12 protein-coding genes are annotated in these 14,677 nt (G+C 40.6%); 8 read left to right on the top strand and 4 right to left on the bottom strand.

What is annotated here, in order from left to right; translation table 11 throughout:
- Position 1 precedes the first annotated feature (1 nt).
- Entirely contained in the window at positions 2–304 is a 303-nt protein-coding gene (locus AL038_RS12855) for a DUF2288 domain-containing protein (protein ID WP_201800088.1), read from the top strand.
- A 38-nt stretch (positions 305–342) separates the two neighbouring features.
- Here AL038_RS12855 and AL038_RS12850 read toward each other — a convergent pair whose 3' ends face one another.
- Both AL038_RS12850 and AL038_RS12845 read right to left on the bottom strand, forming a co-directional pair.
- Positions 343–2,013: a hypothetical protein gene (locus AL038_RS12850; protein ID WP_062153414.1), complete on the bottom strand. Its 1,671-nt coding sequence runs from the start codon at positions 2,011–2,013 to the stop codon at positions 343–345.
- Positions 2,014–2,069: 56 nt separating this feature from the next.
- Complete coding sequence (locus AL038_RS12845; RefSeq protein ID WP_062153412.1) at positions 2,070–2,417, bottom strand: PilZ domain-containing protein; 348 nt, start codon at positions 2,415–2,417, stop codon at positions 2,070–2,072.
- A gap of 366 nt (positions 2,418–2,783) precedes the next feature.
- Here AL038_RS12845 and AL038_RS12840 point away from each other — a divergent pair, with 366 nt between their 5' ends.
- Positions 2,784–3,170 (top strand): hypothetical protein, encoded by a 387-nt coding sequence (locus tag AL038_RS12840; RefSeq protein ID WP_062153410.1) that lies wholly within the window; start codon positions 2,784–2,786, stop codon positions 3,168–3,170.
- 846 nt (positions 3,171–4,016) lie between these two features.
- Positions 4,017–4,550 carry a DNA methyltransferase gene (locus AL038_RS12835; RefSeq protein WP_062153409.1) on the top strand — a complete coding sequence of 178 codons (534 nt, stop codon included), beginning with the start codon at positions 4,017–4,019 and terminating at the stop codon, positions 4,548–4,550.
- 14 nt (positions 4,551–4,564) lie between these two features.
- On the opposite strand, the gene AL038_RS12830 is transcribed toward AL038_RS12835, so the two are convergent.
- A protein-coding gene (locus AL038_RS12830; protein ID WP_201800087.1) for an IS5 family transposase occupies positions 4,565–5,313 on the bottom strand; the annotation gives its coding sequence in 2 pieces (ribosomal slippage) (positions 4,565–4,899 and positions 4,899–5,313; 750 coding nt in all).
- A 174-nt stretch (positions 5,314–5,487) separates the two neighbouring features.
- Between AL038_RS12830 and AL038_RS12825 the strand changes: the two genes are divergently transcribed.
- The 3 genes from AL038_RS12825 (at position 5,488) to yaeI (ending at position 8,685) form a co-directional block, all read left to right on the top strand.
- Entirely contained in the window at positions 5,488–6,585 is a 1,098-nt protein-coding gene (locus AL038_RS12825; protein WP_062153406.1) for a DNA methyltransferase, read from the top strand.
- A 75-nt stretch (positions 6,586–6,660) separates the two neighbouring features.
- Positions 6,661–7,788 carry a succinyl-diaminopimelate desuccinylase gene (gene dapE / locus AL038_RS12820; RefSeq protein WP_201800086.1) on the top strand — a complete coding sequence of 376 codons (1,128 nt, stop codon included), beginning with the start codon at positions 6,661–6,663 and terminating at the stop codon, positions 7,786–7,788.
- Positions 7,789–7,800: 12 nt separating this feature from the next.
- Positions 7,801–8,685 carry a phosphodiesterase YaeI gene (gene yaeI, locus AL038_RS12815; RefSeq protein WP_062153403.1) on the top strand — a complete coding sequence of 295 codons (885 nt, stop codon included), beginning with the start codon at positions 7,801–7,803 and terminating at the stop codon, positions 8,683–8,685.
- A gap of 106 nt (positions 8,686–8,791) precedes the next feature.
- Here yaeI and AL038_RS12810 read toward each other — a convergent pair whose 3' ends face one another.
- Positions 8,792–11,470, bottom strand: a complete 2,679-nt coding sequence (locus AL038_RS12810) for a bifunctional acetate--CoA ligase family protein/GNAT family N-acetyltransferase (protein WP_062153401.1) — start codon at positions 11,468–11,470, stop codon at positions 8,792–8,794.
- Positions 11,471–11,756: 286 nt separating this feature from the next.
- Between AL038_RS12810 and AL038_RS12805 the strand changes: the two genes are divergently transcribed.
- Together AL038_RS12805 and AL038_RS12800 are read left to right on the top strand one after the other, a co-directional pair.
- Positions 11,757–12,761 (top strand): cytochrome-c peroxidase, encoded by a 1,005-nt coding sequence (locus tag AL038_RS12805; protein WP_161575466.1) that lies wholly within the window; start codon positions 11,757–11,759, stop codon positions 12,759–12,761.
- A complete protein-coding gene (locus tag AL038_RS12800; RefSeq protein WP_062153397.1) occupies positions 12,758–14,677 on the top strand; it encodes an adenylate/guanylate cyclase domain-containing protein in 1,920 nt (639 codons plus the stop codon). Before AL038_RS12805 ends, AL038_RS12800 begins: the two co-directional genes overlap by 4 nt.

Raw genomic sequence — 14,677 nt, 5'->3', positions numbered from 1 at the left:
TATGATGATGGAACAAGATAACTCGCTTATTCAGGCAAAAGTCAATTTAGAAACCTCACGGATTGCATGGCAAGAATTACAACGTTTTTTTGCCAGTGGCGTATTGATTTTTGTCAGTAGTGACTTGGATTTAGTACAGGTTGCTTTAGAAATGTCTAAGGATAATAAAGCCCTGTTAGCTGACTGGATGCAGGCGGAAAAAGTTGGCAAAGTGCGTGACGAGCAAGCAAAAGAATGGTATGAAAATAACACACAATTATGGGCGGTCGTGGTTAAACCTTGGGTGTTAGTACAAAATAAATAATTGTATAGGGACGATTTTATTCGTCCCCAGTTGCCGAACTAACGCAATGGCAATGGTAATGGCAACAGAAAAACGCCAATTTTTTCAAAATAATCTTTGTTATAGGGTAATTGTATGAATTTTTCTGTACCGTAATACTTCTCTAACTTCTGAATTTCCGTTTGTGCGAATAACAGGATATAAGCAGATTTATCCGTATAATGATTCAACTGATTAATAGTGTAATCATTAATCTCGATAGGAAAGAGTTTTACCGCTGGGTAAATGGCCGATAACCGAATGAAACGCGGTCGTTCGACAAAGAATAAAGGAGAATCTACGCTTTGCTTGGAAATTTGCTGTAAAAGTTTGTAATGTGAATTTATTTCAAGGGGTAATGTTCCATTGAAAAAATAGTCTTTCTCTGTTACATCCGTTGGATAAAGCATCAATGGCTGCGTATTCCAATGAACAATCGCATTTTTATAATATATTCCCCCCTGAAATATCATACTTATCATCAAGAAACTGACTAACCCCGTTGTTATCATACCAATCACCCTATTCTGTGCTTGGCAAGCATACGCTAGGCTAAAGAGTAAAATAATGACGAATAGCGGCGTTAATAAGCCTATATAACGCAATTCGTAAGTAGGAAGACTTTTGACAAGTCCCATATAAATAAATCCACCAATATAAGACACAATCCCCAGAAAACTAATAAAAATAAGCTTTTTTCCATAATAGGCGACCGCTTCATTATTTATTAACGAGACCGTACTGAATCGCCATGTTAAAAAGGCACTCATGCCAGCAAGACAAAAGAGTAACACAAGAAAAATAATAGACGTATTAACGGGTAATAACGCTAAAAGTGCATTCTGCATTTCTATCACCCTATCCAAAAAACTGGTTGTGGAAATAGGGCGTATTGCAATTCGCAGGGGTTCATTGTATTCGCTGTTAAATTCCCCGCCTGATATATCTCCTACCAGTAAATAATTGCGCCACAACAAATAACCAACAAATCCTGCATAAACGACACTCGCTACAAAATAAGCTGTAAACCACTTACCTTTATTAGGTAAGACTAACCATGTCGCAGGGATTAACACCCCTAACCACAATCCCGCATAACGGGTGTAAAACAAGCCGAGTACGCACAAGGTTAACAAACACAAATATCCCAAATGTGCTAAAACCGCCTCTTTTTGCGCCGCCTCTATGCAATAAACCAAACTCCAACAAGCCAAAATCAATAAAGCCGTGAATAAAGTTTCACTCCATGCGTAGGTAAAAATTAAAACCGTTGAACTAGCGGTTAAAAATACAGTCGCTCCAATGATGGCTAATGGATACCCCGCAACTTTTTTAATTAAAAAGAAAAAACTCAATACACTGATTAACAAAAGAAGTAATGACAATTGAGCAACACTGTAAAAAGGAAGCGTATTATCGGCAAGAAAAGCGGCAATAACCATCGGATATAAAGGCGGCCACGTTGTAAAAGGCACAGCTTCCCCTTCTTGACCCATTGCATAACTATCTAATATTACCCCCTTACCCTGTTTAAAATTTTCGGCAGCTTCGATATAAGTAAAAGAATCCGTTGTAGAAGCTGCACCAAAAGGGGTAAGTTTAAGAACAGCTATTACTACGATAAAACTAATCAATATAACAGTATAAAAAACTTTTCTATCCAAAAAAATAGACTGATTGACAGTGGACATAAGAATAAAGATACCTGCATAAAAGTGGTTTTTATAAATTGAATTAACTATAAATTCTAACCATTTTGCGCTAAAGAATGGGCTAAGATTTCCAATAATGGTACATCTTCAGGTGCGACATGTAAAAAACGAAAACCAACACGTCGTAAATGTGGATTAAACGCATTCTCACGAATCCAACGGACTTCTGCTTTAACAGTCACCCATTGCTTATGAAAGGAGGCTTGCTGAGGCATACGTAATGCTAACTCATGAACATCATGTAAATTAACGGCTTGCTCCGTCAATATCATCATCCCTTCTTTCGACACATCACCCAAATAGCCCATAATTTGTGCAGAAATAGGGTCTATCACATCTAAATAACTGGTTAATTGGCTACGTGGTTTATGACGATCTTGCATTGTAGAGAGCCTCTTGATTGGATAGTAATAGGTTTCTATTGTGAATACAACCACTAGAGTGTAACGACTATACGTTATAAATCCAGTAACATATCTCTACTTCCTATTCGTTATTCAACGATTAAGGCATGATTTTTTGCATACACTCATTTTTGAATTGGTTCTGTTTTGGGTATTAAGCCTGTTTATCGTGCTGGCAATGAGGAAATAAGTGTGTGTGCGTACAAGCTAAATAGCACATAAAAATGACCGTTTTACACCACAGCAACCAGTGCAGGCAATCGCAAGACAGCGAAAAGGAAGCATTGTTGAAGAAGTGACTTTAATTTATAGTGCCGAGATAACGCGCGATATGGATTAATTTGAGTGCATAAAAAAAGTGAAGAAGGTAGAAAGTGGGTAAATCCAGATACAGGTGAAGAGTATGACATATCTCACCTTAAAGGGTTTCAAACCAGTTTTGAGGTAAAACTAGACAATGAAATAAAAAATATAGACGTAAGGGTCGAGTTTTCATATCACTGTTATACAAAAAAACAAGAAGACGGTGGAAAAGAGCCTGTATTTCGTATAGAAACAAGAAAGGATGGTACAAAGGAAGAGCGTGTCTTTTGCCCTAAACGTTGGGAGTTTTCAAAATCTCTTCCTGATATTATAAGAGGATTGAATTACAAGGGGTGTTTACAAGGAAATTCCCATGAAATTATCTATAGACAGGAACAATCCAGTAATCAGGGTGGGCATGATGGTTAGTATATTTGTATGAAACTGGATTATAAATCTAATAGAAATCCTTCCCTAGAATTGTGGGTACGTAGTGCTCATTTTCGTACAAACCGTCCCAATGATGTTAGAGGTAGTTCCACTAAGTTTTGTATATTGCTATCAAAATATTTAAAATAAAAACTATACAAAGCAAAAACCCCCTAAATTAGGGGGTTCGTCCAGCTCCAAACAATTCTAATTTTGCTGTCGGGCATCTTGATTATAACCACACTTTGGTGGAAACCACTTTTAAAGTGGTGTCGTGAGAGCTACCCAATTAAGGGACACCGACTATCGCGTCTCATAGTCTCATTATATATGCACAAATATCATTTTGACAGCGTCAAAAAATAAAAGGTTTATCGAAAAAAACAGCAGATGAGTAGAAGGACACTAAAAAATATTATCGATTTTGTAATGAGTGGTTAGGGCTGTGTGAACAGCCCTTTTTAGCTTTTTACGGAAGTAGCGCGTTATCTTCTTCTATATCTGCTACTACAAGTAATTGTTATGAACTAGCCGATTGTAATATATCAATTTTTAATATTGAGAAATTTGTCCCAATCGCGAAAAGCTTGCGAGAAATCGAAACCTCTCGCAGAACGAAAAAAAGCCCCTCAGATTAACCCGAAGATTAAGGTTTACTACTCTTTTCCAATCAAACGATGTTGGGTTCAATAAATCAGCTTGCGTAAATTTTGGCATAACCATGTCCTTTGCGTGAAAATAACATTGTTAAATGTGCGTTATTTAACACTAAAAACAAGTATGTTTTATAAAAAGATTCGCCCACCGTGTTAAAATCCCACGCTTTCACTCACGAAAGCTCACCCAATGAACAGACTTATCCTAGGCGACAATTTAGAAATTCTGAAAAGCCTTGAATCCGAATCCGTCGATTTAATCTATTTAGACCCCCCGTTTTTCTCTAATCGTAACTATGAAGTTATCTGGGGCGACAAGGGCGAAGTCCGCAGCTTTGAAGACCGCTGGTCTGGCGGTGTTGACCATTACATTGCTTGGTTAAAAGAACGTGTTGAAGAAATGCACCGCATTCTAAAGCCCACAGGGTCTATTTTCTTGCATTGCGATGACCACGCAAATGCTTACATTCGAGTGCTGATACTTGACAAGGTTTTCAACGATAGTAACTTTCGCAGTGAACTTATATGGAAAAGAACTTCTAGCCATAATTCGGCAAAACGATTTCCACAGATTCATGACACAATATATTTTTATTCTAAAACATCCAATTATAACTTTAACTCAATTAAAGTTGGATATTCAGATAAATATGCAGCAGTGTTTAAGTATGAAGATGAGTTCGGAAAATATAAACGTGCTGACTTAGAGCCTGTCATCAAATAAGAAGGGTTAAAGGTTCAAGCCAAAAGAATCAAGGTAGAAGCCAAATAAACCCCACTTAAGAAATTCCTAGCGCGTTTATCATATCGTGTAGCTATGGCGCGGTATTGCTTTAATTTACCGAAGAAATGCTCGATTAAATAACGTGCCTTATAAAGGACTTTATCATAGTCAGGTGGATTTAAACGATTTTTCCTGAACGGAATCACAGGTTCTATGCTTTTCTGTTTTAAAACATCTCTAACCCGTTCATCAGCATCATAAGCCTTATCAGCCAATAAAGCGTTTGCCTTTATCTGAGGAATAAGAGCATCAGCCCCTTCAAGGTCGCTTGCCTGTCCCGCAGTCAAAAAAAAAGGGTCGGATTGCCCAGTGCGTCAACAACGGAGTTAATCTTGGTACTTAAACCCCCTGCGCTACGTCCAATGGCTTCATCTGCACCACCACCACTACTATGTTGATGCGCTCTAACTATTGTGCTGTCTATCATGGCATATTCATTATCGGCATCGGCACTTAGTATCTTGAAAACACGTTCCCAGACACCTTTTTTAGACCAACGACTGAAGCGGGTATGGACGACACGGAAATCACCAAAGCGTTCGGGGAGGTCGCGCCAAGGAATGCCACTGCGATAACGGAATAGAACAGCATCAATAAACAAGCGGTTATCTTTAGCCGTCATCCCGACATGTCCTTTACGCCCAGGGAGTAGCGGTTCTAGTTTTGACCATTGTTCATCGGTTAAGGCATAGCGACGACTCATTGTTTTATCCTTGGCGATATCTGGGTATATATTTATAATATAACACTTTTTACTATTTGATGACACGCTCTAACAGGCGCGGGTGTTCGTAATGGTTTTTCTGGTGAAATTTGGAAAGACTATAACCCGACAGAAAAGGGTCGACATTGGGCTATTCCTAATAATTTAAAAAGTATGCTAAACGTTTCATCAGAACTAAACTTACTGGAAATATTAGATTTTCTTGATGAAAAAGGAGTTATTATTCATGCTAAGAACAAAGGTAGCCTGCCCTCATATAAAAACTATTCAAGTTTGAGTGAAGGGAAAATTCAGCAATCAATCATTGACGATATTCCCCCCATAAAAGGGAATGAGGCTATAGGCTATCCAACACAAAAACCTGAAGCATTGCTTGAAAGGATCGTATTGTGTGCAAGCAATGAAGGCGACGTGATTCTTGACCCATTTTTAGGTGGTGGCACAACGGTAGCGGTGGCAGATAAACATAAACGCCAATGGATTGGGATTGACCAATCTGTACAAGCCGTTAAAGTCTCAGAAATGCGCTTGCAGAAACAGAAAGACTTATTTTCTGCACCATTCTCACTGCATTTGCACAAATACGATTACGACACCCTGCGCTATTCAGATGCTTTCGAGTTTGAAACTTGGATAGTGAAACAATACGGCGGCACGCCAAACACCAAACAGCGCGGTGATTCTGGTACAGATGGCAAGACTAAAGAAGGCGTTCCCATTCAAGTCAAACGCTCTGACAATGTGGGGCGTAATGTTGTGGATAATTTTAAATCCGCCTGTGAACGCTTTGATAAAAATCTATTTGACAGACTCAAGGCAGAACAAAAGCCCGTCGGTGTGCTGATAGCCTTCAGTTTTGGTAAAGGCGCAATTCAAGAAGTAGCACGCCTGAAAAATCAAGAAGGTTTAATTATTCAACTGGTCACGGTTGAGGAATTTGTCCCCATCGCGAAAAAGCCAAAACTAACGCTAGTCTTCAATGATTTGGGTTTAGATGCGAAAAACTTACGAGAAATCGAATTCATTGCCACGGGAGAATCCGAAGCAGGCATTGAGTTTTATGCTTGGGATTTTTCTTACGAAGCAGAAGCAGGCTTTAAAGCAGATGAGATGATTGATAAAGAAGGCAAGCAAACCCACAAGTTTAATGCTGGGAATCACTGCATCGCTGTGAAAGTTGTGGATAATGAAGGCTTGGAAAGTTTAGAAACGCTTTCTTTAACGGTGAATGGCGTGGTTAAGGTGGGGTAAAACCGTTACGCCTAATGGTTGTGCTACATTACCCGTTTAGCACCTCCAAAATTTTTAAATAAGGAATTAATGAACATGTCTGACACGCTAGACCTTGCAATAGACTTAATCAGCCGCCCCTCTGTTACACCAACGGATGCGGGTTGCCAAGCATTAATGATGGCGCGATTGCAAGCCCTCGGTTTTGAAATAGAACCACTCCGTTTTGGGGATGTTGATAATTTTTGGGCAAGACGTGGTACAGCACAACCCCTTTTGGTTTTTGCAGGACATACGGATGTTGTGCCGACAGGTTCATTAGAGGCGTGGCGTTTCCCGCCTTTTACACCCACCTTGCACGATGGCATGTTATACGGACGAGGCGCGGCAGACATGAAAGGGGGATTAGCCGCAATGCTCACCGCGTGTGAACGGTTTATCCAGAAAAATCCAGCGCATAAAGGGTCTATCGGGTTTCTTATCACCAGTGATGAAGAAGGCCCTTCGGTTGATGGCACTGTGAAAGTAGTAGAACATCTCAAGCAACGCCAAACGCAAATAGACTGGTGCATTATTGGTGAGCCTTCTAGCATTAAGCAAGTGGGCGATATGGTAAAAAATGGGCGACGGGGTTCACTCAACGGCAAATTAATCATTAAAGGCATACAAGGACATGTTGCCTATCCGCATCTTGCTGACAATCCTATTCATCGTTTTTCTCAAGCCTTACACACACTTTGCACGACGCAGTGGGATAATGGCAACGCTTTTTTTCCCCCAACTACGTTTCAAATCTCTAACCTACACGCGGGTACAGGCGCGGAAAATGTGATTCCTGCAACGTTAGAGGTGATGTTTAACTTTCGTTATAGTACCGAAGTAACCCATCTTGATTTACAAAAACAAGTAGAAACCTTGTTAAATCAACAGGGTTTAATTTACGAACTGACATGGCGATTATCGGGTTTACCTTTCTTAACAACACCCGCTGAATTAGTTAGCGCGACACAAGCCGCGATTGAAGAAATCTGTGAGTATCCGACCGAACTTTCTACGGCAGGTGGCACGTCTGACGGACGTTTTATTGCGACAATGGGAACGCAAGTTGTTGAATTAGGCGTTATTAATCAAACTATTCATAAAATTGATGAATGTGTGAGTATTGTAGAATTAGACAAATTATCTGCCATTTATGAGCGGATTTTAGAAAAGTTATTAGGATAATAGAGTCGCTAAATGTTATCGCGCCGCCAATTATTACGCATGGGGTTTTATGGTTCGCTAATCAGTGGATTAGGCTACAGTTATTTTATTGAACCGCGTTGGCTAAAAGTCAGCCTACAGACTATCCCTTGTGATATGCCTGCAATGCAACCGATAACGGTTTTACATCTCTCTGATTTTCATGCGTCTAACGCCGCTTCCCTAGACTTGATTGAAAAAGCCTGCGCGCTAGCGGTACAAATTCCAGCCGATTGTATTTGTTTAACAGGGGATTATATTTCTACGCACTTAACCGATGCAAAACGTTATAGCGATATCTTGCATCGGTTAAGCAATCACGCGCCGACTGTCGCTTGCTTAGGAAATCATGATGGTGGGGAATGGGCAATTGAACATCATGGTTATGCAAATACGGACGAGGTGCGCGCGTTATTGCAAACAGCGGGAATAAGATTATTGCATAATCAAGCGATGCAATTAACTGTTTCACAACAGGTTATTAATCTTGTTGGTTTGGGGGATGTTTGGGCGGGAGAATGTGACCCACAAAAGGCTTTTAAGGCGTTTGCTGAGTTGTCGCCACAGCGCAGATTAACCATTTTATTATCTCATAACCCTGATACAAAAGATTTTTTAATGGATTATCCGTGGGATTTGCTGTTATGTGGACATACACATGGCGGACAATTTGTTATTCCCCTAACGAACAGCGCACCGTTTGCACCGGTGTTAGATAAAGCGTATGTCTATGGTGTTTATCCGTTGGGTAAACGGCATTTACATATTACCAGTGGCGTGGGGAATTTATACGGCTTGCGTTTTAATTGTCGTCCTGAAATCAGTGTGTTGCATTTAGTTTCTGCACTGAATGAATCCGCAGGGGTTTCTTCGCTTTAACCCGTTGGAATAGCTGATTTTATGGGTAGTGCTGAAGAATGCAGGATGTGAAAAATCCCCCTTTTTCAATAGGGGCGATGTTTTTCAGCACTACCGATTTTATTGCTTACAATCCACGACTCACTAGGGTAACTGTGCGGTCTTCTTCGTCTAAATGACAAGCAAACCCTAATTTGTGCATGAGTTTTAACATATTATGGTTGTTACTTAATACTTCCCCTTGAATTATTTTTAAGCCTTTACTTCGGGCAGCATTCATGAGGGAAGTCATTAATTTATGTGCAAAACCATGTCCTTGCCACTGGTCGGAGACGACTAGAGCAAATTCGCATGTTTCCCCGTCGGGATTGGTTGAATAACGTGCAACACCGACTTGTACATCAACATTTTCGTGTTGTGCAACGGCAATCAGGGCTAATTCGCGGTCATAATCAATTTGTGTAAAGCGCACGACCATAATGGGGGTTAATTCATGCAGATTTTGCATAAAACGGAAGTATTTGGATTCTTCCGATAGATTTTTGACAAACCCTTTTTCCATATCCGCATCTTCAGGGCGAATCGGGCGGATTGTTACATCAGTCCCATCGGGCAATTCCCATTTTTCTACCAAATGCGTGGGATACGGGTAAATTGCCATGTGTGCATAACGGTCAGCACCCGGTGTGTAATAATTCACCACCACGCGCGCATCTACTGCCACCGCGCCATTTTCGTCAACAATCAGTGGATTAATATCCATTTCTTGTAACCAAGGCAATTCACAAACCATTTCAGAGACATGTAATAAAACCGCTTCTACCGCTTCTATATTGGCAGCAGGCATTTTGCGAAAGGGTTCTAATAACTTTGCCGCACGGGTTTTATTAATCATTGTTCTTGCTAAATAACGATTTAAGGGAGGTAAACTCACGGCTTTATCCGCAATGACTTCAACCATGGTGCCACCCATACCCAAGCTAATAACAGGTCCAAATACAGGGTCACGGAACACGCCAACATAAAGTTCACGTCCATGCACTTTATCGCTCATTTTGCCAACAGTGACACCATAAACACGGGCATCCGCAGCGGATTCTTTCACCCCTTGCATAATTTCGCGGAAGGCTTCGCGCACTTCTGAGGCGTTTTGTAAATTGAGTTTTACCCCGCCAACATCGCTTTTATGGGTAATATCAGGAGAGTTAATTTTTAACGCGACAGGAAAACCCATTGAAGCGGCTAAGACAATGGCTTCATTCACAGTATGTGCTGTTGCAGTGTTGACAATCGGAATGCGGAATGCACCAAGCAGGGCTTTTGATTCCATTTCTGTCAGAATTTTACGCCGTTCTGCTAATACGCTTTCAATAATCATCCGCGCCCCTTCAATGTCAGGTGCTTCTACATAGCCCATTGAAGACGGTGTTTGTAATAGTAATTGTTGATTACTGTGATATGCGGATAAGTAGTAAAACGCCTCGACCGCTGCTTCAGGCGTGCGAAACTCGGGAATACGGGATTGAACGAATAAACGACGACATTCAACAATTTGCGTTCCACCCATCCAACAAGCCAGAATTGGTTTACTGGACTGTTCAGCAATTTCTACCATTGCTTGTGCCGCTTCTAGGGGATGGCTCATTGCTTGTGGGGTGAGAATGACTAAAACCGCGTCAACATTGGGGTCTTTTAAACAAATGGAAACGGCTTGATGATAGCGTTCTTGTCCTGCATCGCTGATGATATCAATGGGATTCGCATGAGACCATGTTACGGGCAAGGTTTTATTTAATTCGTCTATAGTTGTTTGGGCAAGTTGCGCCAGTGGAACTTGTAAATCTGCTGCGCGGTCGGTTGCCATGACACCGGGGCCACCGCCGTTTGTAACAATGGCGAGGCGATTCCCTTTGGCTTTATAACGCGATGCGAGAGTTTTGGCGGCAGAGAATAATTGTCCGAAGTTACTTACACGCACAACACCTGCTCGTTGTAATGCCGCATCAAAGGCTTCATCCTCGCCAATTAACGCGCCACTGTGAGACATTGCGGCCCTTGCAGTTGCTTGATGTCGTCCACTTTTAATCACTAGTACGGGTTTGATACGCGCGGCTGCCCGTAAGGAACTCATAAAACTGCGGGCGTGGTGTATGCCTTCAACATAGAGCAGAATACCTTGCGTTTTTGGGTCAGAGACTAAAAAGTCTAAGACTTCACCAAAGTCTAAATCCGCAGATGTTCCCATAGAAACCACTGTAGAAAACCCTACGTCATTTGGTACAGCCCAGTCTAATACCGCCGCGCATAACGCGCCAGATTGTGAAACTAAGGCTAAATTACCTGATTTGGCTTTACTCTTGAAGAAAGTTGCATTTAAGTTGATTTCCGTCCGCATAAATCCTAAACAGTTAGGACCAATAAAGTGGATACCATACTTTTTCGCTAAATCGACAACTTTTTTTTCTAATTTAGCCCCTTGCAAGCCTGTTTCACTAAAACCAGCGGAAATAATAACCGCCATTTTAACATCATGTTCGCCACAATCTTCGATAATGGAGGCTACTGCTTTGGCTGGTGCGGTAATAATCGCTAAATCGACGGGTTGTCCTAAGCTTTTAAGATTTTTATAACAAGGCTGTTCTAATACCTTGTCAAACTGAGGATTAATCGGATAGAGCTTGCCCTTATAACCACCCTCAAGAAGATTCTTAAAAACCACTTGTCCAACAGAATCTTCTGTATTGTTTGCGCCAAAGACAGCGATAGATGTTGGAGAGAATAGGGTTTTAAGGTAGTGTTTGCTCATAGGTGTAATGGTCCGTTTTTATGCCTAATCTGTTTTGTCGTCTAGTATAACAGAAAAATAAAGTTTATTTGTGCGTTGCAACAATTACGACAATGGCACAATATTATGAAAACTATTTATTAATGTTTATGGTAAAAAATACAGTCATATACTGCAATAAGAGTCTTGCAGTATGCCATAAAAAATGTGCCAATCTCCAAAATGTAAGGCATTATTTATGCAGTCATAGAAAAAGTACGATTTCACAAAATTAGTTATATAATTTGACACTATGCAAATAGGGAAATTGATACAACAGATTTTTTGGTTTTTACTCAGTTTATTGCCGTTGCTGATTTGGCTAAATTTGTGGTTGTCACAATCGCAAACACACTCGCTAGATAGCATTGATAAATTGAACAAACCCACAACACAAGCGTTCATTAATGAACCGCTTCAACCATTGCCTGAGCAAATCACACTGAATGCGGATAAAGTGCGCTTAGGACAGCAATTGTTTTATGACCCGCGCTTGTCAAAAACAAATAAAATGGCGTGTGTTTCTTGTCATCCGCTGACCAGTACAGATAAACCACGTAAATCTAGTGAATTGAATAATATTAATATTCCCAGTTTATATAATGTTAGCTTTAATGTGTTTTTAAATTGGGACGGACGCACTGAGCAATTAAGTGATGATTTAGATAATACCTTGCACGCACCCGATAAATTGGCAAGTGACTGGCAAACGCTAATTGCAAAACTACAGCAATTAACTGATTATACAGCCCTGTTTCAACAGCTTTACCCAACTGTAGGCATAACAGAACAAAGCATAAAAGACGCACTTATCACATTTGAACGCTCTCTTTACACACCAAATGCGCGGTTTGATAAATTTTTACGGGGTGATGCTACTGCCCTCACAGAACAAGAAAAAGCGGGTTATCAACTATTTAAACAAGTCGGTTGTGTAGGATGTCATCAAGGGGTCAATATTGGCGGTAATTTGTTGCAAAAGATGGGATTAACAGCGGATTATTTTGCCGAGCGCGAAGATGCCATTGCGGATAATGGACGATTTAATCTAACAGGGCAGGAAGCCGATAGACATGTTTTTCGTGTGCCTAGTTTGCGCAATGTCGCCAAAACCGCCCCGTATTTACATGATGGCAGTGTCGACAACTTAGCAGAGACTGTTGCAATCATGGCACGTTATCAACTAGGGCGACCGCTCACTAATGAACAAATTGAATCTATTGTCCATTTTCTTCATACCCTAACGGGTGAATATCAAGGTAAGCCATTATGATACTGGCATTAGTCCGTAACACCGTTTTTACCGTTGGAATATTATTCCTATTAGCCTTTTTCTGGTTTAATATTCAAGCGATTAACCTTACAGAACATGAACGTTTTATCAATGATGCACGCTTGCTTAAAGCAGGTTATGCAAGCTTAAATCAGGACGTGTTAAAAGTGCGTTATGGCTTGGTTAATCATTATGATGAATTGAATAAATCTTTAAATATACTGCTAACGCTGTTAGAAAATTTAAAACAATTCCCGCATTTTCTAACGGCAACAGAAACGATGCAATTAGCACATCATTTAGAAGAGCAACAAACCAGCGTTAAACAAAAAAAACAATTATTAGAAAGCTTTAAATCCCTAGATTCCAGCTATAAAAGTTCATTTACCTACTTTCCCGCATTGATTAACGAATTAACGCTAAAACTCAGCCAACGCAAAAACTCCCTGTTAGTCACGGCAAGCTTAGAGCAATTGCTCCGCGATGTGTTGCGCTACGATAATTCGCCAAATGAAGCCCTAAAACATACCGTAGAAAGTACGATGGGCGAATTAGAAGGTTTATTGCTAGATTCACATACTAACGATACGACACAAGGTACAGCGGATGATGTCAATCGCCTACACCAACAGGTACAACTGATACTAGAGAATAAACCCGCATTAGATGCTCAACTACAAGAATTAGTCACATTACCCGCTGATTATTATACAGAACCCTTGTTTATGGCATATAGTGACTATTATCAACAAGCTCGAGAACGGGTAACAACTTATCAATATTATTTTACAGGGCTATTACTGACTAGTTTGTTAATAGTCATCAGTTTTACCAGTTTTAAATTCCGCACGTATCAACGCGGAGCGCAACAAGCGCATCATCAATTCCAACAATTGTTTGAACACAGTCAAGAAGGTTTTTTTCAACGCACGGGGGATGGACGTTATTTACTGGTTAATCCAGCTCTTGCACGTATTTTTGGTTTTGACTCACCAACAGCGTTAATTCACGCCTTTAGTAAAGGTTATCAACGCTATGTCGCGCCCGAACAACTTAGTGATATTATTCATCTGCTGAAAAAACAAAACAGTGCAGAAAAAATAGAATCACAGATTTACCGCAAAGACGGGTCAACCGCATGGATTAGAGAAAATATTCACGCGGTGCGTGATACCAATGGCGACCTACTTTATTATCAAGGAACAGTAGAAAATATCAGTGAATGTAAACAATTAGAAGACACACTACACCAAGAAAAACAACTCACTGACCGCCTACTAACCACCGTTTTACCCATCCCCATTGCTAATCAAGTGAAAGCAGGCAAACAAGCGGTTGCCCAATACGTGGAAGAAAGCACCATTCTATTTGCGGATTTGGTTGGATTTACTAATTTAACCAATCGCCTGCCGCCGCAAGAATTTGTCGATTTGCTCAATCAAATTTTTAACACTTTCGATAAACTAGCCGAAGCCTATCGCTTAGAAAAAATTAAAACGATTGGTGATGCCTACATGGTTGCAGGGGGCGTGTTGACTACTCGTCGTGACCATGCACAAGCCATTGCAGATATAGCGTTAGACATGCGGGATGCTGTGCGCCAATTTCGTGCCGTGATTGGGGAAAATTTTGATGTCCGCATTGGAATCCATACAGGTGCGGTTGTGTCGGGCGTGATAGGCACAAAACGGTTTAATTATGATATTTGGGGCGAAACGGTAAACATCGCCAGCCAAATGGAATCCACAGGATTAGCAGGTTGTATCCAAGTGAGTGAAACCACTTATCAATTACTGCGTCAAGAATACCTATTTACCAGTCGCGGAATACTCGATTTAAAGGGCAAAACCAAAACACAAGGCTATTTATTAAAAAATAAAAAATGGCAAGTCGTACAAAATCGACAATCTGCATAA

This window comes from Beggiatoa leptomitoformis (assembly GCF_001305575.3).
In the GTDB taxonomy this organism is placed as follows: domain Bacteria; phylum Pseudomonadota; class Gammaproteobacteria; order Beggiatoales; family Beggiatoaceae; genus Beggiatoa; species Beggiatoa leptomitoformis.
The sequence above is the reverse complement of the archived record's forward strand: the minus strand, read 5'-3'. Positions and strand labels throughout refer to the sequence as shown.